Below are 22,951 nucleotides of genomic sequence, written 5' to 3'. Positions count from 1 at the left end.
ATGGAAGCTATTAGTGTAAAGAACTTAAGTGTTGCATATGAAAGCAATGTAATAATTGAAAATATGAATCTTTGTATCCCAAAAGGAAAAATCAGTATTATAATTGGAGCAAATGGATGTGGAAAATCCACACTTCTAAAAACTATAGCAAGAATAAACAAGCTAAAGAACGGGGATATCTTTATAAACAATAAAAATATAAAGAAGGTAAAAGAAAAAGACATAGCAAGAGAAGTGGCATTTCTTCCTCAAGGACCAGTATGTCCAAGTGGTCTTACAGTAAGAGAACTTGTAGCATATGGAAGATTTCCACATCAAAAAATGATAGGTGGATTAAACTCACATGACAAAGAAGTTATCGACTGGGCAATAGAAGAAACAGGACTTTCAGAATTTGCAGATAGAGAAGTTGAAAACTTATCTGGAGGACAAAGACAAAGAGCATGGATAGCCATGACTTTGGCTCAAGAAACAGAAATTATCATGTTAGATGAGCCAACTACATATTTAGATATGTCATATCAACTTGAGGTATTAGAAGTATTAGAAAAATTAAATAAAGAAAAGCAAATTACAGTAGTAATAGTTCTTCATGAGCTTAACAATGCTTGTAGATTTGCAAATAATATAATTGGTCTTAAAAAAGGAAAAGTTATTTGTGAAGGAAGACCAATAGATGTAATAACAAAAGAATCATTGAAAGAAATATATGGGGTAGAAGCACATCTTCAAGTTAGTGAAAATGGTGAATACCCAATATGTATGGAATATGAACTTCTAAGGGGTGACTATGAAAAATAAAAATTTTATAATAATAGTTATAGGGCAAATTATATCTTTATTTGGTAATGCAATTCAAAGATTTAGTATGTCTCTATATCTACTAGAATTTACAGGTAGTACAGCTACCTTTGCAAATATATTAGCAATATCAACGATACCATATATTTTATTTGCACCTATTGCTGGAATGTTATCAGATCGTGTAAATAAGAAAAAGATAATGGTTTACTTAGATTTTTTCTGCTCATTCTTAATTGGAGGATATGCAATAATACTACTTAATGGTAGAGACCATGAAGTAATTGTTGCTATAGTGATGTTTATGCTATCTATATGTTTTACTTTATATGGACCAGCAGTTACGTCATCAATTCCTCAAATAGTTGAAGAAGATAAGTTAACAAGTGCTAATGGTGTAATAAATCAAGTAGGGTCAATAGTGAACTTTGCAGGACCAATACTTGCAGGTGTTCTTTATGGAATAGTTGGAATAAAAGCAATAGTTATAATAAATGCTATAAGCTTTTTTGCATCTGCAATAATGGAATTATTCTTAGATATTCCAGATTTAGTGGTAAGTGAAGAAGTAGAAATTAATGAAAAAGTAAAAGTAGATGAAGCTGTAGCAGAATCAAAACTAGAATTAAATGATGTAGTTACTTATGAAAAAAATATAGTAACTACAGAATTAGCGACGACTATGTTAGATTCAAGAACTTCAGAATTAGAGGAAAGAGTAGCAGCATCCCTGAGATCCGAAGAAAATGAAGAAGTTACAGTTATATCTGAAAATGCAAAAGATATCATAAAAGGAAACAAAGAAGTGGTAACAGTTTCTGAAGTCATAAAAGAAAATAAAAAAGCAACAATGGTATCTGAAAATATAAAGGGAACTGCAAAGAGGGAAGAAAAGATACTATCAATTGAGTTTATAAAAAATTCATTTATAGATATGGGTAAAACCTTCAAGTATTTATCAAAAGAGAAAAAAGTTGTTCTTGGAATTATAGCTTCATATGCATTATGTAATATATTTTTAGTTCCAGTATTAACAATTCTAGCACCATACTTCATAAACATTTTCTTAGGGCTACCTTCAGAAATATATGGAATAGTAGAAGGTATATGTGTCTTGGGAATGATATTAGGTGGATTCTGGATAAGTGTAAAACCAAATATGTTTAAAATAAAAAAGGTTCACTATACATATTTGCCAATGGTTGCAGGTGTTATATTAATGTCAACATTAGATGGAATAAAAGCAAATAACTACACAATAGCATTCCTATTTGCAATTGGTGGACTTGCAATAATGATGTCACTTTCATTATCAAATGTATTAACACTAACATTTATACAAAAAGAAGTACCACTAGAAATGCTAGGAAGAGTTTCAGCTTTTTCAACAGCAGTAGCAACAATAAGTGTAGCACCAGGACAATTGCTATATGGACAAATAATAGATACTGGAATGCCGATAGGCTTAATATTACTTATAACAGCAATAGCAAATATTGTACTTGTGATGTTTGTTAAGTGGAATGTAAGAGAAATAAATTAAAATAAAGTAATAGATAATTAAAAAATAGCTCTAATTGGACATGAACTTACTTGGTTTATGTTCAATCAGAGCTATTTTTAATGTTAAATAATGAACCAAAGTTCTCAAAATAGATAGATAAATTAGCAAGATACTAATATATATTCATTAAAAACTAATATATAATGGATTTATACTTTATGTAAAAACATACAAATGTAGTATATTTTTACATATTACAAAAATAAAAGAAAAATGTAATGAGGTGGTAAAAATATAAAAAGAAGGGTGAAGAGTAATAATTACAAATTTAATAGAAGGGAAGGGTGTATTTATGGTTAATATCCTAAAAGGAAGTAAGAAAAGACTTTGGGCTGGAGTAATAGCCATTGCTGTATTTTGTACATGTATATTTCCATCTTTACATGTTTTAGCAGCACCAAAAACAATGGCACATATAAAGGCTGGAAGTGGTAATGGTAATGGGCATTTTGGGAGTGCAAACCCAGAATTATTTGTATTATCAGATAAAAAGGACATTAGAGATGAGTCAATTAGCTTTCAGATGAAAGTTGGAAGTGAAAAAAACGATACAAGATTTCGTTTTGTAACAAAATATGTAGATGATAATCATTGGGGATATGTTGCATATGACGGAGCAACTGGATGGTTTATAGAATATAAGAATGGTAATAAAGGAGGATATCCAGGAATTACAGGGCTCCCAGGATTAAATCAAAATGATATCGTAAACATTAGTGCAGTATATGTGGAAAATGGACTTAAATTAAAAGTAGAGAATGAGATAAGTGGTGAGAGTGGAGAAGTACTAATTAATACAGCTGATTTTATTAGTTTAAAAAATGAAGCAGGAAAGATTGGATTTGGTGCAGCTGCATATGGAACTGCTTACACTGATATCTATTTTTCAGATGTAACAGTTGGAAGCGATAAGTATACAAATTACAATGCTTGGACATTATATAAAGATAACCTTACAGGTCAAGTATGGGAACCATCAGTAGTAGTTACAGATAAAGAAGATCCAGAAGAACCATCTGAACAAGGTGAAAAGTGGTTTAAGTTGACAGGTGGATCTAACAATGGCGGTGGACATGCTTATGGTAATCCAGCTGCAGCAGCACCAGTTTTATTACTTAATAATAGTAGAAAAATGGAAGAGGCAGGGGAACTTTCCCTAAAATTAAAACCAAGTAATAACTGGGGAGTATTTTACAGTTATGTAGACGATAACAATTGGCTGTATATAGGACATGATTCAAGTAGTAAGTGGTATTATCAATATAAGTTAAATGGTAGTGAATCTTACCCAAAGATTTCAGGTCTCCCAGAGCCTGTAGAGGGTCAAGAATTACAAATGTCTGTATCCTTAAATCGTGAGACATTATCAGTAACTGTTAATGGAACTACAGTTAGAGTTACTAATCAAGCTTTAATTTCATTTGCTGAAAAGACTTCCGGAAAAGGAAGATTTGGTGTAAAAACAAATGGAGCAACATCAATTTCTTTTGCAGATATGAAATATAATGATACAAACACTATGGAAGATAAGTGGGGATTTGCAGCAGAACGTCAAGGGCAAAAAGTGGAAGAAGAGTATTCAAAGCTTGTGCCTGTATCAGGAACTGTTTTAAATAAAGATGGGAATCCAATCCCTGAAGCAGTTATACGCATAGGAGCAAACTCAGCTAATAGTGATGTAAATGGAAGGTATCAGTTAGATGGCTTAGAAATTGGAGAACATAATATGGCTGTTACAAAGCCAGGTTATGAGGCATATTCTAAAGTTATAAATATTGAAGATAAAAACAATGTAATAGATATTATATTAGAAGAAAAGGCAGGATTGGATTTAACACAATATGATAGTATCGCATCAGAAACAATGAAAGTATATATTGGAAAAACATTCCCAGTTGTGGCTAGATATCAAATTCTTAAAGATGGGGGAGAGGTTAAAGACCAATATTTCCGTGGTAACGAAACTAAACTTAATACTGTAGCAATCAATGGTATAAAAATTGAACCAACTGTTACAGTTGCAGAAGAAGGAAAAGATTTTAGAGTATATTCAATGCATGTTGAAAACACTGAAAACAACATAAATTTAGATATGAAAATCAAAGTAAGTGTAGAAGGAAATAATTTAACATGGGAAGTAACAGAGCTTAATAAGGCTGAAGGATCTGCAAAGATTGCAACTATTGATGTTCCACAATTAAATCTTTTAACAGTAGATGCTGTAGAAGAAGGTGCTAATTTTGCAGGAGCACAAACATCTACAACTACAACATCAAGTGGTGACGTATTTATTGATTTTGAAAATGGATTTGTTCCATCAAAAACAGATTCTTATTTATATGGATTCCTTACAAATAGCAAGTTAAGCGCAGGTCTTTTCAGTAATTCAGAAGCTGAAGGAGATAAGCGTGTTTTAAGAAACAATGGTGCAGATACAATGAGTCTTACAAGTGCACCATGGTACTATGAATTAGGAGATAAAAACGGACAAAAGGCGGCAGCAAAATATGAAGAATATCCAGTAAGTGATTTACCATGTACAAAAGTTGCTATTGCAGCAGATAAAAATGGAGATGGAGATATTGATTGGAATGATGGAGCCCTTGCATTCCGTGATATTATGAATATTCCTTATGGATCAGAAGTAATTAAGGATATGGTTAACTATCGTATTGTTATGAACTTTGCAAGTATGGCATCTAACCCTTACTTAACAACAGCTGATAATATTAAGAAAGTATATCTTGCAACAGATGGACTTCCACAATCAGTTATGTTAAAAGGATATGGAAATGAAGGCCATGATTCTGCCAATTCAGAATATGCAGATATTGCAGAACGTGAAGGTGGAGTAGAAGATTTCCAAGATTTAATTAAAATTGCACACGATTATAACACAGAAATTGGTGTTCACGTTAATGCCCAAGAAATATATCCAGAAGCACCTTCATTTAATGAAAATATGTTACAAAAGCCATTAACAAATGGATGGGGCTGGCTAGATCAGTCTCATGTAATTGATAAGCTTTGGGATTTATCAAGTGAAGCAAGATGGAAACGTCTTGTACAATTCTATGACCGTATAAATGAAACAAGCTTCTATAATAGAGAATGGCCATTAGCAGTAGGAAATTCTGAAGGCGAAGTAACTGCGACTAAAGAAGAAATTAAAGCAGATGCTGAAAGTCGTGAAAATAATATGGACTTCATTTATCTTGATGTATGGTATCAAGATGCATGGGAAACAAGAAATATTGCAAAAGAAATTAATTCTCTTGGCTGGAGATTCACAACAGAATTTAGTGCACAAGGTGAGTATGACTCAACATGGCAACATTGGTCAACAGATGCAGTTTATGGTGGTGCAACTTCAAAAGGATTTAATAGTGATATTATCCGTTTCATCAGAAATGACCATAGAGATTCTCAAGTGTTAAATTATCCTGCATTTGGAGGAACAGCAGATAATCCATTACTTGGAGGTTACAGATTGTATGGATTTGAAGGATGGGGTGGAGATAAAGATTACAACAACTACATCTTACAAACATTTAATCAAAACCTACCTACTAAGTTCTTACAACATTATATTGTAACCGATTGGGAAAATTATGAAAAAGGACAATCACCTGTAGGAAATCATGAAAAAGAAATTAAATTGAGAAATGATGCAGGAGATGAAGTTGTTGTAACAAGAAATGAAGAACAAAGAAGTGATGATAACATTGAGCGTACAATTACTTTAAATGGAAAAGTAGTATTAGATGATGTGACATATTTATTGCCATGGACAGAAGAAGATGGAACAGAAAAATTATATCATTGGAATTTAGATGGAGGAGAAACAACATGGGAACTTCCAAAAGGATGGGAAGGCCTTGGAAATGTTGTAATGTATGAATTATCTGACCAAGGACGTATAAATGAAATAAGTGTTCCTGTAACTAATGGTGCTATAACTTTAGAAGCTAAAGCAGCAACAGCATATGTATTAGTAAAAGGTTCAGAAATTAAAGAACTAAAAAATGATTTTGGTGAAGCAGATTATGTAGTAGATCCAGGATTTAATGGATATGCTGAAGGAGAAAAATTATCTTCTAATGAGTGGTCAGGAGATATTGAAGATGAATCAGTTGTAATAGAAAAGGCAAATACAGGAGATCAAAGACTGGCGTTTAATAATCCTTCTGAAGATGTATCTGTAACTACAACTATTTCAGGATTAAAAAAGAACACAAACTATGTAGCAGAAGTATATGTAGAAAATAACAGTGATGAAAAGGCAACTATAGAAGTAAATACAGGAAAAGAAATAGTTTCTAATTACACTGAACGTTCTATTTTAAATAACTATGTAAAATCTGACCAAAAGAATGGAAGTAAAATGCAACGTATGCAAATTTCATTCACAGCCAAAAATGAGACAGCTGAATTAACTTTAGCTAGAGCAGCTGGAGAAGGCTCTGCTTATATGGATGATATTCGTATAGTAGAAAAAACACTAAATAACTTCCAAAAAGATGGAACATTTAAGCAGGATTTTGAAACAGTAGTACAAGGATTATATCCATTTGTATTAAGTTCTGCACAAGGAATTTCAGATCCAGGAACACATTTATCACAATTAAATGAACCATATACACAAGCTGGATGGAATGGAAGAGTAATTAGTGATGTAATTTCAGGAAACTGGTCACTAAAACATCATAGTGCAAATACAGGAATAATTTATCAAACAATTCCACAAAATTTCCGCTTTGAAGCAGGTAAAGTATACAATGTTGAATTTGATTATCAATCAGGACCAGATAAAGCATATGCTATGGTTATTGGAGATGGAACAAATTATACAGCTCCTTCAGGAGAACAATATCTTGAAGTAGCTCGTGGAGAGACAAAGCATGTAAAAATGCAGGTAATTGGTAATGGAAGTGGACAAACTTGGATTGGTCTTTATCAAAATGCAAGTAAAGCAGGCAGTGGTGCTATGGGACAAACAGATTTTGTTCTAGATAACCTTGTGATTAAAGAAGATAAAGATGCTATTGCAGTTACATTATCAAGTACAAATCTTTATAAGGGTGAGACTGCTACAATATATGGAAGTGGTCTAGATAAAATCGAGTGGAATTCAAGTGATGAAAAAGTAGCAGTTGTAGATAAAGATGCTAATATAGTAAAAGCATTAGCAGCAGGAAATACAACTATTACAGCAACACTTCCAGATGGAAAAGAAGTTGTATTTGAAATGAAAATCATAGACGATGTTGTAATAGATATTCCAAGGGAAGAATTAAGTGGAATAAGCTCTAGTGCAAATACAGAAGAGGCAACAGGAGAACCAGCAGGAAGTGGAGTAGCATCCGCAGCTACAGATGGAAATTCTTCTACTTACTGGCATTCAAATTGGAGTACTACAGGCTTTGTTGTAAATAAAGAAAATCCAGCAATCTTAAATATAGATTTAGGTAATGAAATGAAAATTGGTGGATTTAAATTCCAACAAAGACCAAGTTCAAATAATGGTATTGTACAACAATTCAAATATGAAGTATTAGATTCAGAAGGAAATGTTTTAGAAACTTCAGATTCTATTACTGCTTTAGATTCAGAGATGCAAGGTGGATCATGGATAACTTCTAAGTTTAAAGAAACACATACTGTAAAAACAATTAAGATTTATGTAGAAAAGGGTAGAGGTAACTTTGCAGCTATAGCAGAAGTTGCACCAATTATCTTACAAAAGGTAGCAGATACAGCAACTTTAGAAGATGTAACAATGAATATAGGTGGAAAAGTTACATTAACTCCAAAGCATGCAGAAAATACTGTTTTAAAAGGTATTGTATGGAGCTCTTCTGATGAAAAAATAGTAAAAGTAAATCAAAATGGTCTTTTAACATCATTAAAGTCAGGAACTGCTAAGGTTAAAATAACAAATGCAGCAGGTCTAATGGCAGAGGCTACAGTAACTGTTGAAAAGGAGAAATTAGATTATACTGAATTAGAAAAGGCTATTAAAAATTCAGAAAAGCTTGATTTAACTAAATATCAAGACGGAGCTGAAAAAGATACATTTGTAAAAGTATTAGAAAATGCAAAAGCTTTAGTAGATAATGCAGCTTCACAAGAGGAAATTGATAATGTGGTAAAAGCTCTTACAGAAGCACAATCAGCATTAAAATTACTAGATGTAGAAGATGTAGATAGAAGTGAATTAGGCAATGTGATTGCAGAATACGAAAAGCTTGACCTAAATAAATATAAAGATGGAGCAGAGAAAGATGACTTTATAAATGCATTGAAAGCAGCAAAAGATGCATATGATAAAGCATCAACACAAATAGAAGTAGATAATGCTCTATCAGTATTAAAAACAGCTAAAGGTAATTTAATAGAATTACCAGAAGAAGAAAATATTGATAGAAGCGAATTAGGAATTGCAATTGCAGAATACGAAAAGATTGACTTAGATAAATATAAAGATGGAGCAGAGAAAGATGCCTTTATAAATGCATTGAAAGCAGCAAAAGATGCATATGATAAAGCATCAACACAAATAGAAATAGATAATGCTCTATCAGCATTAAAGACAGCTAAAAATAATCTAGTAGAAGTAGAAACAGAAGAACCAGAAGCTTCTAAGGTGGATAAATCTAAGTTAGAAAAATTCTACAAAGAAATCCTAGAATATTATAAAGAAACAAACCATTCAAAAGAAAACTGGAAAAAATATCAGGATGCATTAAAAATAGCAGATAAAGTTATTAATAATAAAGATGCAACACAAGAAGAAGTAGATAATGCTTTAAATTCTCTTATTAATATTACAAAGTTAATGAATAAGGAGCTTGGTAATCCTTCTGATGTTCCAGAGTTACCTGAAACAGGTTCAAGAGTATCTAGTACAATAATAGTAGTTTTAGCAATAGGAATAGTTGCTATTGGTGGGATTATGTTTTTTAGAAAAAAGAAACAAGTTTAGAAGTATAAAATAAATAAAATCCATGCACTAGACTAATGTCTATGTGTATGGATTTTTTATTTAACTTTAAGAATTTAAATGAGTGCTGTATATAATGTAGTAAAGCATATAGATCTGTTTTAAAAACGTGTTGGTACTATAATTACTAAAAGAAATGTGAAATAATATTAAATTATATGGAATAGGTTTATCAGCATCTGTTTTAAAATAATGTTGGTGACATAATTTTAAAATGAAACACGAAATAATATTATATTATATTATATTATATTATATGTAATAAGATTATCGAAAACTGTTTAAAAACGTGTTGATGAAATGAATTTAATAAAAAGAAAGATGAAATAAGAGTATATTATGTGAAATAATACTATTAGAGTCTGTTTTAAAATAATGTTGGTATAATTTCTAAAAGAAGATAAATATAAATTTAGTTTTATAAATATTTATCTTATAAATATAAGGAATTAATTATTATATGTAGTAGAAAGCTAATAACTAAATTCCACCAACACGTTTTTAAAACACAATAAGATAGCTATTATTAATGAAGAGTGAAAGGGGAAAAAGTAAAAAGTTAATGAAAAAATCCCTAAGGGGTTTTTGAATAGAAAGTGATTAGCACCTATAGTTTAAGTTTTGCATAGCAAAACCACCTCAATTCTTTCATTCTTTAATTTTTCCATTCTTTCATTTGTAAATTGCTTTGCAATTAATAACAAATTTTCATTTTAAATTATTAAACTTTAGGGTATAATGAATAACTAGAGAAATAGAGATAAAACTTAATTTAATTTTAAGGAGGAAGCTACTTTGGCAGATTATATAAATGAAATAGAAAAGAGAAGAACTTTTGCTATTATATCTCACCCAGATGCAGGTAAAACAACTTTAACAGAAAAGTTCTTGTTATATGGAGGAGCAATAAGGCTTGCAGGTTCAGTTAAAGCAAGAAAAGCTTCTACTCATGCAGTATCAGACTGGATGGAAATAGAAAAGCAAAGAGGGATTTCAGTTACTTCCTCAGTAATGCAATTTAACTACAAAGGACATTGTATTAACATATTAGATACACCAGGTCACCAAGATTTCTCAGAAGATACATATAGAACTCTTATGGCAGCAGATAGTGCTGTTATGGTAGTAGATGGAGCAAAAGGTATAGAAGATCAAACAAGAAAGCTATTCCATGTTGCATCTCTTAGAGAAATGCCTATATTTACATTTATTAATAAGATGGATAGAGAATCTAAAGATCCATTTGAACTATTAGAAGAAATAGAAAATGAACTTGGAATAAAGACATATCCAATGAACTGGCCAATAGGTTCTGGTAAGGATTTTAAAGGGGTTTATGAAAGAGATAATAATAGAATCATAGCATTCTCTGCAGGAAATCACGGTCAAAGTGCAGTAGATGCTGTTGAAGGTTCAGTAGATGATCCTAAGTTTAGAGAAATATTAGGAGAAGCTCTACACGATAAGTTAATGGAAGATATAGAACTTTTAGATATAGCTGGAGATGAGCTTGATTTAGAAAAAGTTAAATCTGGAGAATTAACACCTGTATTCTTTGGATCAGCTTTAACAAACTTTGGTGTTGAGCCATTCTTAGAGCATTTCTTAGAAATGACAACAGCACCACTTCCAAGAAACTCAAGCATAGGAGAAATAGATCCATTTGATGATAACTTCTCTGCTTTTGTATTCAAGATTCAAGCAAATATGAATAAGGCTCATAGAGATAGAATTGCATTTATGAGAATTTGTTCTGGTAAATTTGAAAAAGGTGAAGATGTTTATCATATGCAAGGTGGAAAGAAAATTAAGCTTGCTCAACCACAACAATTCATGGCTCAAGATAGAGAAATAGTTGAAGAAGCATATGCAGGAGATATAATTGGGGTATTTGACCCAGGTATATTCTCAATAGGTGATACATTATGTGCACCATCAAAGAAGTTTAAGTTCGAAGGTATTCCAACATTTGCGCCAGAACATTTTGCAAGAGTAAGACCAGTAGATACAATGAAGAGAAAACAATTCGTAAAGGGTGTTACTCAAATAGCTCAAGAAGGAGCAATTCAAGTATTTAGAGAACTATTTATAGGAATGGAAGAAATAATAGTTGGAGTTGTTGGTGTACTTCAATTTGAAGTTCTAGAATATAGATTAAAAAATGAATACAACGTTGATATAAAGATGGATAGACTTCCATTTAGATATGTTAGATGGATAGAAAACAAAGATGTAGATATGGAAAAACTAAACTTAACTTCAGATACAAAGAAAGTTAAGGATTTTAAAGATAGAAATATCCTTATATTTCAAAATGACTGGGGTATTAGTTGGGCATTAGATCATAATAAAGGATTAATATTATCTGGCGTTGGTAAGAGTGATGAATAAGATATAAATAAAAAAGATGGCTAAATGGTTTAGTCATCTTTTTTTTCTTCCTATAAATAATATGAAAATTAATGTAACTATATAAGTAATATAAAATTATAGTAATATAAAAATTTAAGTAATTAATCAAATATTTTATTTAAATATATACTGTAGTATTTTATATAATATATGTTAAAAAGTATCAGATTATATACTTATTTAGTAAGGGGATTTTCTTTATAAAATATGAAATTAGTATGCATACTATAAAAATTATTATTGAAATAATAGGTACTGTAATTATTGGATATTTAATTGAATCTGTTAATATACCTATCTTAGTAAAGAATTTAATAAATAAATCATGCATTAAAAACACACCAAATGAGCATGAAGATAATATTGATATAAATTTGATTTTTCTATCAGTAAACTTAATCTTATCAAATACATCTTTTAAGAATAAGAATATTCCTATGCTATAAAAAAACATATTTATAGTAAATATTCCTTGCCATGAGTCAACTGGCTTTGAATATTTTAATGATGAATATTGTGTCACTACAATAGTAAATAAGAGACCTGAAAAACCTAAAAAGTAGATAAGTTTCTTAGTTGTCTTTTTTAAATCATAATTAGTTAAATAAAAACCTAGCAAGAAATATAATATATAAGCTCTTGGCATAAATATATACATCTTATTTATATTTTCTGAAATAAAGTTAAAGGGAAAATAATTAGATAGTGTTGGTACTACAACTGAAATAATAGCTCCAATTATTAAAAAATACTCTATTTGTTTTTTATTTCCATGTGATGTTATTATCCTCAAAACTGGAGTTATTATATATAAGCCTATTATCATGTAAAGAAACCATAAATGATAATTAGTTTGTCCTTTCAAAATTGAAATTATAATGTACTTGATATTTTCTAAGTTCAAAGGAAAGCTTATTAAATATATGCTACTCCAAAATAAAAGAGCAACTACCATTCTTGGTAAGTATTTAGTATAGATATTTCTAGTTGTAATATTCTTTTTAGGGCTTAATATAAACATACCACTTAACATAATAAATATTTGAACACAACATCTAGCAATAGAATTATAAATGTTTATTATAGCCCAATTGACAGAGTTGATATCTATTATAGTCCATATTAAGCCAGAAACATGTAGTATAACTACTAGAAAAGCAGATGAAATTCTAAGAATATCTGCAGAAATTATTCTATTATTTGTAAACAATTGTACCACCTCAAAACAATATTATTTTAATAAGTAATCAATGTCAATATAAAAAAATACAGTGTAAACTTTTTGTTTTGACATTCAAATATTAAGATATTATTAAAAAAGTATAAAAATGTATATTTATAGAGCAAAAGGTTGAAATAAATAACATAAGTTGATAAGCTATATAAGTGAGGGGGAGGTGAGAAGGTGTCATTTAAAAAAATAAAAAAGATAGTGGCGCAACTAGTTATAGTAGCATTTATAGTCCCAAATATAAGTGCAAAAGCAATAATAAATAATCCAGGTTCAGTTATTGAAGAAAAAAGTAGCAATAAGGAAACTGATTCAATAACTAATAATGCAAAATCTTCTCAAGATAATGAGAAAGAAGATTCAAAGAAGGATAATAGCAATGGAGAAGAGCTTTTAACTGATGAAAAAGATTCAGCTAAAGATAATGAAGCTCAAAATAGTATTTCAAATAATTCTTCAGATGAAAAAACTTCAGTTGAGCAGAGTAAAACTGAAAGTAATAAAAAAGTAGAAGAAATTAAAGAAAATTCTGAGACGTCAAATAAGGAAGATTCTATTAAAGAAGAAGCTAATAAAAAGGAATCTGCTAATACTTTAAAAGGTACTAAATATAAGAAAGTAAAAGTAATAAATCCTGCATTAAGAAGTTACTCTGTAATTTCTTCAGAAAATTTAGAGAGAGAAGAGTTTAAATTAAAGCAAGAGGCTTTAGAGAACTTAGAAGTTTTAGAGCCAATGACTGATAAGAATTACGAGTTAACTATTGCTAATTCTGATGGAAGCTATGAGTTTGTTGAAGCTTATGATGATTTAGATGAAGCTGTTAATGCAGCTAAAAGTCTGGATCCTTCTACAAAAGAAAATCAAGATCCAGCAGTAATAAATTATTCTGGACAAGTTGTTTACTCAACAAATCAAATGGCAAGAGTAATAAAATATAGTAACAATAGTGTGATTTCTGGAACAGTAAATATGTATACAGAACCTAGTTTGCAAAATGAAAATGCATTTACTTATGTAAATCCAGGGTATATGGATGATGCACCAATTTTAGATGTAAGTGGTACATCAGCAAAAGTAATGATAAATGGATATGAAGGTTGGATAAATAACAACAAAGCTTCAGGTACATATGATATGCTTGTAGTGCCTTTAAGCCAAGTAAAAAATCCAAGCTATTATACAGTTCAAAATGGTGAACTAGTTCATTTCATAAGTTATGATTTAACTGGAGTTACAGGATATAATAAGATTTTAGGAAAAGCACCATTTTTCTTAAAAGAAGGTGTTAGATATCTAAGCTACGATGGAAAGTACTTCTATCAATACAATCATAATAGCCAAACTGACATAGCAAATAAACTAGATATTTTAATAAAGGATTATAGATCAGGAATAAGATCTAATTCTATTAATAGTGGAAGTCCATATTATATTTACTATTTAAATTTACCATTTAGAAGTCAAACCGTATATTCAGCAAACGATTTAAATAGATATATAAATGCATTTATTAATGGAGAAATTGATGGCATAAAGAGAGCAGGATCAAAACTTAAAGATTTAGGACAAGTCTTTAAAGATACTGAAAGTACTTATGGAGTAAATGCACTATTAGCATTAGGTGTTTCTATTAATGAATCAGCTTACGGAATGTCAACAATTGCTCAAACTAAAAATAATCTTTTTGGATTAAAAGCATACGATTCAGCTCCAGGAGAATCAGCAGATAGTTTTGCTACTCCAAAAGATTCAGTAATAGACTTTACAAAAAATTATATCTCAAGAGGATATGCAGATCCAGCAGATTGGAGATATTTTGGAGGTTTCTTAGGAAATAAAAATAGAGGAACAAATGTTAAGTATGCTTCAGATCCCTTCTGGGGAGAAAAAGCAACAAGCTTTGCTTATGAAATAGACAAGTATCTTTCAGGTGGAAATAGCAACTTAAAAGATACGAATTCTAAGCAAATTGGTGTTGCAACTTCAAATACTTCAGTAATAAAGAAAGATGGAACATTATTATATAATGTAACTAATGATACTAATCAATATGGTGGTTATATAAATACACCATTTGTAGTATCAAACTTACAACAAGTAACTATAAGTGGTAAAACTTATTATGAAATAAATCCAGAAAGAAATACTCCAATAGGATTGGGTGGACCTGATAATAAATATCATGGAAGCTATAACTGGAACGATAGAGGATATATTTTAGCAAGTAATGTAAGTATGACAAATGAATACTTACCACCTATTGAAGTTAAATCTGGATTAAATAGATACTCAACAGCTGTAGAATTAAGTAAAAGCTCATTTAGTTCAGCAGAGACAATAGTTATTTCAAATGGTTATGCTATACCAGATGGATTAGCAGCTACACCAATTGCTTCATATTATAAAGGACCTTTATTATTAGTTGAAAAGAGTTCAATACCATCAGCAACTCAAAATGAAATAAAGAGACTTAAAGCTAAAAATGTAATAATAGTTGGTGGAACAGGAGTAGTAACTCCAGCTGTTGAAAATCAATTACGTAATTTAGGTATTACTAAAATTACAAGATTAGGTGGAATAAATAGATATGAAACAGCTCTTCAAGTTGCTAAATACATTGATCAAAATCTTTATGATGTAGAAAATGTGGTTATATCAAATGGATATGGAGAAGCAGATTCACTATCAATAGCGCCAGTATCAGGTAGAGATAGGATGCCTATAATATTAGTAGAATCAAATAGTATTCCAAGTAGTGTAAATAGCTGGTTAAAGTCAGAAGAGTTAAATAATGCATACTTAATAGGTGGAACTGGAGTGTTAAGTAATAATGTTTTAAATCAAATAAATTCAATGACTAAACAAGATATTACTGGTAATAGATTAGGCGGAGCAAATAGATATGAAACAAATGCTAAAGTTATAGAAAGATTCTATGGAAATGTACTAAATAAGGTTTATGTTACAGAAGGATTAGAATTAGCAGATGCATTGACTTCTGGTCCGGTTGCAGCAGTTAATGAATCACCAGTAGTAATAGCTGAAGCTCAATTAACTAGTACTCAAAAATCAGTATTAGATAAAAAGACAACTAACACAATTATACAAGTTGGTGGAGTAGTTCCTAAAACAGCTATAAACGAACTTAGAAAACTATTAAGTAGATCACAGTAGCATAAATAAAAATAGATAGTTTTAATTAAAGCAAAAGAAGGTAAGAAGATACAAAAAATTTTCAAGCCTTCTTTTATTATACATAACTTTAAATATATTAGCTTGAACTTTGATACCTATAAATATATAATTTAAACTATACTGATAAAATTGTGAAAGGGTTGAAAACAATGGAAAATATAAAAAAGATACCATTTTCTCCTCCAGATATAACTGAAGCAGAAATTAATGCAGTAGTAGAAGTTTTAAGATCAGGATGGATAACGTCAGGACCAACACTTGCAAAATTTGAAGAAGAATTAGCACAGTATTGTGAAGCAAATAAAGCTGTAGCATTAAATAGTGCAACAGCAGCAATGGAGCTTATATTAAAGGTTTTTGATATAAAGGAAGGAGATGAGATAATAACAACTCCTTACACATATACAGCGACAGCAAGTGTAGCAGTTCATAGAGGTATAAAACCTATATTTTGTGATGTAGCAAAGGATTCTTTCTTTATTGACTATGATAAAATAGGAGATTTAATAACAGAAAAAACAAAAGTCATAATGCCTGTTGATTTCGCAGGAGTACCTTGTGATTATGATAGAATAAAAGAAGTTTTAAAAGAAAAAAATAGAGAAGATATAATAATAATTGTAGATTCAGCTCATGCCTTTGGAGCAAAATATAAAGGTCAAAGAGTTGGAGCACAATGTGATTTCCATACATTCTCTTTTCATGCAGTTAAAAACTTTACAACTGCTGAAGGGGGAGCAATAACATATAATGATAATAACTTCAAAGGAAGGAAAAACTTATTTCAAGACTTTAAATTTACTTCATTACATGGACAATCAAAAGATGCATTATCCAAGATGAAGGCTGGAGCTTGGGAGTATGACATAATTACAGATGGTTTTAAATGCAATATGACAGATATAAATGCAGCCATTGGTAGAGTTCAATTAACAAGATATAAAGATATGCTAAAGTATAGAAAAGAAATTTTTAATACTTATACAAAAATATTAGAAAAAGAAGATTTTTCTATAATTCCAGTTACTGAATATGGTGAAGGTACAGAAAGTTCATATCACATATATCCATTAAGAATAAAAGGATTTAATGAAGAAAAGAGAAATGTACTTATTCAAAGATTAGCAGAAAAGGGAATTTCAACAAACGTTCATTTTAAGCCATTACCAATGTTTACACTTTATAGAAATCTAGGTTATAAAATACAAGATTATCCAAATGCATATGCTCAATATGCAAATGAAATTTCCCTACCTGTTTATAGTACATTAGAATTAAGTGATGTGGAATATATTGCAATTGAATTAATTAAAGAAGTTAAAAACATAACGACTAAGTAATTTTATGATATAAAAATAAAAAGCTAAGCTTTAAAATATAAAATAAATTTATATTTTAAAGTCTTAGCTTTTTTGAACTTAGTATTTTATATGATGAAGCTTTTAAGACGAAGTTTGTAATGATAAAGCTTTATATAACGAAAGTTCTATGACAAAGCGTTTATGACAAAGCGTTTATGACAAAATGTGTAATAAATGTTGTTACTCTCATCTAAAATAGAAATAAGATGTATACTACAAATTATAGTAGAAGGTTATAATAGAGTTATTCCTTATCTAAAATAGCAACAAGATATCCAGTATAAACCCAGAATATTATAGATATAAAACTTATTATATAAATTAAACTACTTTCCATAAGATTAATTACAGGAATTCCAAAAACAAGAGTTAATAAGACAGAGAAAAAATATTTTTCAGTTTTTGAATTTATTTTATCTATCTTTCTAATTAAAAACAAAAAAGTGCAAGATATAAACAAAATAATTAAAGCAGTTGCAACTAGTCCGTTTACAGTAGCAATTTCAATATAAATATTATGAAGTCCACCAGCTTCAACACCCCTTAGTTCATGCTGTTGGTTAGCTATTAATGTAGATATTTTATTTGAATTTCCAATACCCACTAGAGGGAAAAATTTTATTATAGGCCATGCAGCTTGCCATATATACTCTCTGCCAGTAAAGATATAATGTAATGTAGTATTACTCAATTTAAATAAAAATGGTATTATAAGCGTTGGAGAAAATAACATTAATAACCTGATCCATACATTTTTAAATTTTACAAAAATCAATATGAATATTAAAGATAACACTAATAATAAGGCACTTCTTCCTCCAGATATAAGTAATGTTACTAACTGCAATATTGCATTGAAGCAATAAAAAATCTTTATCTTATTTGAGTGAGTACTTAATAAAATATATAAACTTATAATAAAAGACATTCCCGCAGCTATTCCAAGAGAATTTTCATTAGAAAATAGTCCACTAAAACTTATAGTTGTACTAATGCCATTACTAAAGGTTAGAACTCTTTCTATGGATTTATTACTAAATATAATAATTAATGAAATAAAAGATAAAATAAAAGTTATAAATGTGTATAAATATGAAAAAATATTTAATTCCTTAATAAGAACACTTTTACTTTTATATGTATCAATAGAAAAAATACTTGCTAGTATTATTAAGTTTACTAGCCAAATTTTTAGATTTTCAGATGTTGGATACCTAAAAAGATTAAGAGCTAATGTTAATATCAGAAACAAGTATAAAAAAAACTGAAAATAATAAACCTTATTTTTTCTAAAGATAATATCAAATATACTAGTGATAATGAGTAAAAGTCCCCAAGCTAAACAAAGTTTATTTAATAACTTAATTCCATAGAAATCATTTAATACTGTAGAAAAAGATAGGGCTACAAATAAATATAGCATCTTAAAATAAAATTTATTTGATAAAATGTTATAGAACTTATTCAGATAAACCTTCAAAATTTTCAACTCCTTTTACAATTAAAAATATAATAATTTATTATAATTTTAACATTTAGTTACACAATAGTCTAAGAATTTCAATTAAAAAAGTTTGTATCTATAAATAAATGTGGTAAAATATTAATATTAGTTTTATATTTAAATAAAAATATAAAGGAGCGTATAACAATGAATATACCTTTAATAGATTTAAAAGCTCAATATGAATCATTAGCAGAAGATTTAGATAAGGCTGCATTAGGAGTATTATCTTCAGCTAATTACATAATGGGAAAAACAGTAACAGATTTTGAAAAAGAATTTGCAGACTTCATAGGAGTTAAACATGCAATATCAGTAGGAAATGGAACAGATGCTTTAGTATTAGCTCTTAAATCAATGGGAATAGGAGAAGGAGATGAAGTAATAACAACTCCATTTACTTTTTTTGCAACAGCAGAGACTATTTCAGCAGTGGGAGCAACTCCAGTATTTGTAGATGTAGATAAAGAAACTTTTAATATAGATGTAACAAAAATAGAAGAAAAAATAACTTCAAAAACAAAAGCAATAATGCCTGTACATATATTTGGCCAATCTGCTGATATGGATGAAATAAATGAAATTGCTAAAAAACATAATTTATATGTAATAGAAGATGCTTGTCAAGCTGTAGGTGGAAAATATAAAGGAAGAAAGATAGGCACATTAGGGGATGTTGCTTGCTTCTCATTCTTCCCAACAAAGAACTTAGGTTGTGCTGGCGATGGTGGAATGATAGTAACAGATAATGATGAAATAGCTATTATCGCAAGAGCATTAAGAACTCATGGAAGTGGTGAAAATGGTCAAAAGGCATATAATCTTTTAAATAATATAGAAGAAGAAATTAAAACTGCTGAAGGCGCAAATGATACAGTTTATAATCCACTTAAATACTATAACTATTTAATAGGATATAATACAAGATTAGATGCAATTCAAGCAGCGATATTAAGTGTAAAATTAAAAGAAATAGATAGCTGGAATGCAAAAAGAAGAGAAATAGTTCAGCTTTATAATGAAGCTTTACAGAATAGTGATTTAGTAACTCCAGTAGCAAGAGATTACAATGATCATGTATATCATATGTATATCTTACAATCTGAAAACAGAGAAGAAGTTTTAACTAAGTTAAAAGAAGCTGGAATTGCAACAGGAGTATACTATCCAGTGCCATTACACCTTCAAAAGGTTTATAAGAATTTAGAATACAAAGAAGGAGATATGCCTGTATCTGAATACTTATCACATAGAACTTTTGCTATACCTGTATATCCAGAGTTAACAAAAGAACAAATTGATTATATAATTAGCAAAATTAAATAATATGTAAGTTGAAATAAAAAAATTAATTGAAAATGTAGTAAAATATAATAATTAATTAAAATATAGAAACTTATATAATCTAAAAATAAAAATATAACAATTTTATAATATCAATTATCAAGTTTTTAATTGATTAGGAGGAAAAATAATGTCAGTTTTAAAAGATGAATTATTACAAAAAATAAATAATAAAACTGCAAAAGTTGGTGTAGTAGGTCTAGGTTATGTTGGATTACCTTTAGCAGTTGAAAAAGCAAATGCAGGATATCAAACAATAGGGTTTGATGTTCAAGATCAAAAGGTAGAAATGGTTAATAAAGGTCAAAACTATATTGGAGATGTTGTAGATGATGAATTAAAAGAATTAACAGAAAAAGGGCTTTTAAGAGCAACTACAGATTTTAGCTTTATAAGAGATGTAGATACAGTTTGTATTTGTGTACCAACTCCACTTGATTTATATAAGCAACCAGATTTATCATACGTTGTAAACTCAACAAAAGATGTTGCAAAGTATTTACATAAAGGTATGATAGTAATATTAGAAAGTACTACTTATCCAGGAACTACTGAAGAAGTACTTAAGCCAATATTAGAAGAAAGTGGATTAAAGTGTGGAGAAGATTTCTTCTTAGCATTCTCTCCAGAAAGAGTAGACCCAGGTAACAAGAGCTACAATACTAAAAATACTCCAAAAGTAGTTGGTGGATGTACAGCAGAGTGTACAGAAATAGCAGCTGCTTTATATGAAAATGTGTTAGAAGGAGAAATTCATAAAGTTTCTTCACCAGCAGTAGCTGAAATGGAAAAGATATTAGAAAATACATTTAGAAACATAAACATAGGTTTAGCAAATGAAATGGCTATTTTATGTAACAGAATGGGTATAGATGTATGGGAAGTTATAGATGCTGCTAAAACTAAGCCATATGGATTTATGCCATTTTACCCAGGCCCAGGACTTGGTGGACACTGTATTCCATTAGATCCTTTCTACTTAGAATGGAAGGCTAAAGAATATGATTACCACACTAAGCTTATCGAAACATCAGGAATCATCAACGATTCTATGCCAGATTTCGTTTTAGAAAATATCATGAAGATATTAAATAAGCACAAAAAGGCTTTAAATGGATCAAAAGTACTAGTTATGGGGTTAGCATATAAGAATGATATTGATGACTACAGAGAATCACCATCATTTAAAGTTATAGAACTATTAGAAAAGAATGGTGCAGAAGTTATAGTTAACGATCCTTTCTGTGATACTGCTAAATATAAAGGAAAAACTTATTATTCAGTAGATTGGAAAGAAGTTATAGATGAAGCAGATATGGTAGTTATAACAACAGGTCATAGTGTTTATGACTATGAGCAAATAGTTGATAGAGCTAAAGTTGTTTACGATACAAGAAATGCAACTAAAGAGGTTGTTAATAATAGAGAAAAGATTTATAAATTATAATTTAAAATTTTTTAAAAAGCTATGAGAAAACTCATAGCTTTTTATTAAGTTATTAAGTTTATTTTAAGACAAACATTTCAATTGCTTTAGCCACACCATCATTATTATTAGTATCGGTAACAAAATCTGCAATATCTTTTACCATTTGAAGGCCATTTCCCATAGCAACACTAACTCCAGCAAATTTAAGCATTGAAATATCATTTTCAGAATCACCTATACACATAACTTCTTCTGGATTTATATTAAAAGTATCAGCTAAATGCGCAACTGCATTTCCTTTAGAAGTAGTTCCAACCATAACTTCAAAGTTATCAGTTCCAGAACTAACAACATGAAGTCTATCACCAAATGTTTCTTTAAGTTCATCTTTAGCTGCCCATAAGTTATCCTTATTTTCAGCTTCCTCAATAACAATACCTTTAAGAATTTTTCCGTCAAAGTTATTTATTGTTTCAATAACATCACTATTAACTATAAATTTAACTTTTTTATCATCTGGTAAATCCTTATTCATTATAGTATAAGCATGAGTTGCAGGAACTTCATCCTCCCTAATAAGTGTATCCCAACTATTAAAGTTAACAGTTAATCCATGCTTCTTAACGATTTTATAAATTTCAATAGCTATATTTTTAGGAATAGGATTTTCTAAAATAGCTATATCATCATATTTATGTTTTATATATGCTCCATTAGAGCCTATAACTGGAGAATCAATTCCAATTAAATCAGCGTAATATCTTGCAGAACAAAAAAGTCTTCCAGTAGTAATAGCAATCTTAACGCCTAAGCTATTTGCCTTTTTTAGAGCTTCCTTATTTCTTTCACTAATTTCATGTTTGCTATTTAATAAAGTTCCATCCATATCGATGCAAATTAATTTTATATTATGGTTCATATGTATCTCCTTCCAAGAAAATAAATTAAGTAAAAAACAACTCTTTATATCTAGTATAATCTATAATGCAAAAAAATGAAAATTTTATTGAAATAAAATTTCACTGTCAAAAATTGCGATAAGAAATTATAGCATGACGAACGTGCGTTTGATATAATTTAATTATAAATTATTGAGGAGATGAA

At 29.5% G+C, this 22,951-nt stretch carries 12 protein-coding genes; 9 read left to right on the top strand and 3 right to left on the bottom strand.

Annotated elements, in window-relative coordinates; translation table 11 throughout:
* The 4 genes from CSBG_RS14460 to CSBG_RS14445 all read left to right on the top strand — a co-directional run bounded on the left by CSBG_RS14460 (window position 1) and on the right by CSBG_RS14445 (window position 11,759).
* On the top strand, window positions 1–801 hold the full coding sequence (locus tag CSBG_RS14460) for an ABC transporter ATP-binding protein (RefSeq protein WP_008680711.1): 801 nt from the start codon (window positions 1–3) through the stop codon (window positions 799–801).
* The gene (locus tag CSBG_RS14455; RefSeq protein ID WP_008680710.1) at window positions 791–2,344 is read left to right on the top strand and encodes an MFS transporter; all 1,554 of its coding nucleotides are present in this window, start codon (window positions 791–793) and stop codon (window positions 2,342–2,344) included. Before CSBG_RS14460 ends, CSBG_RS14455 begins: the two co-directional genes overlap by 11 nt.
* 313 nt (window positions 2,345–2,657) lie before the next feature.
* Window positions 2,658–9,350 (top strand): endo-alpha-N-acetylgalactosaminidase family protein, encoded by a 6,693-nt coding sequence (locus CSBG_RS14450; protein WP_008680709.1) that lies wholly within the window; start codon window positions 2,658–2,660, stop codon window positions 9,348–9,350.
* Window positions 9,351–10,163: 813 nt separating this feature from the next.
* On the top strand, window positions 10,164–11,759 hold the full coding sequence (locus CSBG_RS14445) for a peptide chain release factor 3 (RefSeq protein ID WP_008680708.1): 1,596 nt from the start codon (window positions 10,164–10,166) through the stop codon (window positions 11,757–11,759).
* A gap of 184 nt (window positions 11,760–11,943) precedes the next feature.
* On the opposite strand, the gene CSBG_RS14440 is transcribed toward CSBG_RS14445, so the two are convergent.
* Window positions 11,944–12,990, bottom strand: coding sequence for an acyltransferase family protein (locus tag CSBG_RS14440; RefSeq protein WP_008680707.1), 1,047 nt, complete (start codon window positions 12,988–12,990; stop codon window positions 11,944–11,946).
* A gap of 195 nt (window positions 12,991–13,185) precedes the next feature.
* On the opposite strand from CSBG_RS14440, the gene CSBG_RS14435 reads away from it, so the two are divergent.
* The gene (locus CSBG_RS14435) at window positions 13,186–16,188 is read left to right on the top strand and encodes a cell wall-binding repeat-containing protein (protein WP_008680706.1); all 3,003 of its coding nucleotides are present in this window, start codon (window positions 13,186–13,188) and stop codon (window positions 16,186–16,188) included.
* 179 nt (window positions 16,189–16,367) lie between these two features.
* Window positions 16,368–17,549 (top strand): DegT/DnrJ/EryC1/StrS aminotransferase family protein, encoded by a 1,182-nt coding sequence (locus CSBG_RS14430; RefSeq protein ID WP_035286018.1) that lies wholly within the window; start codon window positions 16,368–16,370, stop codon window positions 17,547–17,549.
* A gap of 265 nt (window positions 17,550–17,814) precedes the next feature.
* Here the strand turns inward: CSBG_RS14430 and CSBG_RS18620 are convergent, their stop codons facing one another.
* Window positions 17,815–18,498: an O-antigen ligase family protein gene (locus CSBG_RS18620; RefSeq protein ID WP_167507311.1), complete on the bottom strand. Its 684-nt coding sequence runs from the start codon at window positions 18,496–18,498 to the stop codon at window positions 17,815–17,817.
* A gap of 64 nt (window positions 18,499–18,562) precedes the next feature.
* On the opposite strand from CSBG_RS18620, the gene CSBG_RS18615 reads away from it, so the two are divergent.
* The 3 genes from CSBG_RS18615 (at window position 18,563) to CSBG_RS14415 (ending at window position 21,865) form a co-directional block, all read left to right on the top strand.
* Complete coding sequence (locus tag CSBG_RS18615) at window positions 18,563–18,838, top strand: hypothetical protein (RefSeq protein ID WP_167507310.1); 276 nt, start codon at window positions 18,563–18,565, stop codon at window positions 18,836–18,838.
* A gap of 383 nt (window positions 18,839–19,221) precedes the next feature.
* Window positions 19,222–20,400, top strand: a complete 1,179-nt coding sequence (locus CSBG_RS14420; protein ID WP_008680703.1) for a DegT/DnrJ/EryC1/StrS family aminotransferase — start codon at window positions 19,222–19,224, stop codon at window positions 20,398–20,400.
* A gap of 148 nt (window positions 20,401–20,548) precedes the next feature.
* Window positions 20,549–21,865 carry a nucleotide sugar dehydrogenase gene (locus tag CSBG_RS14415; protein ID WP_008680701.1) on the top strand — a complete coding sequence of 439 codons (1,317 nt, stop codon included), beginning with the start codon at window positions 20,549–20,551 and terminating at the stop codon, window positions 21,863–21,865.
* A 58-nt stretch (window positions 21,866–21,923) separates the two neighbouring features.
* Here CSBG_RS14415 and CSBG_RS14410 read toward each other — a convergent pair whose 3' ends face one another.
* Window positions 21,924–22,766: a Cof-type HAD-IIB family hydrolase gene (locus CSBG_RS14410; protein WP_008680699.1), complete on the bottom strand. Its 843-nt coding sequence runs from the start codon at window positions 22,764–22,766 to the stop codon at window positions 21,924–21,926.
* Window positions 22,767–22,951: the final 185 nt, after the last annotated feature.

It is taken from the genome of Clostridium sp. 7_2_43FAA (assembly GCF_000158375.2).
Classification (GTDB): domain Bacteria; phylum Bacillota; class Clostridia; order Clostridiales; family Clostridiaceae; genus Clostridium; species Clostridium tertium.
The sequence above is the reverse complement of the archived record's forward strand: the minus strand, read 5'-3'. Positions and strand labels throughout refer to the sequence as shown.

Coding starts and splice junctions, on each gene's coding strand:
- CSBG_RS14420 (WP_008680703.1), top strand. CDS start 19,222: ATGAATATACCTTTAATAGATTTAAAAGCTCAATATGAATCATTAGCA.
- CSBG_RS14415 (WP_008680701.1), top strand. CDS start 20,549: ATGTCAGTTTTAAAAGATGAATTATTACAAAAAATAAATAATAAAACT.
- CSBG_RS14460 (WP_008680711.1), top strand. CDS start 1: ATGGAAGCTATTAGTGTAAAGAACTTAAGTGTTGCATATGAAAGCAAT.
- CSBG_RS14450 (WP_008680709.1), top strand. CDS start 2,658: ATGGTTAATATCCTAAAAGGAAGTAAGAAAAGACTTTGGGCTGGAGTA.
- CSBG_RS18615 (WP_167507310.1), top strand. CDS start 18,563: ATGCCATTACTAAAGGTTAGAACTCTTTCTATGGATTTATTACTAAAT.
- CSBG_RS18620 (WP_167507311.1), bottom strand. CDS start 18,498: ATGTCTTTTATTATAAGTTTATATATTTTATTAAGTACTCACTCAAAT.
- CSBG_RS14410 (WP_008680699.1), bottom strand. CDS start 22,766: ATGAACCATAATATAAAATTAATTTGCATCGATATGGATGGAACTTTA.
- CSBG_RS14455 (WP_008680710.1), top strand. CDS start 791: ATGAAAAATAAAAATTTTATAATAATAGTTATAGGGCAAATTATATCT.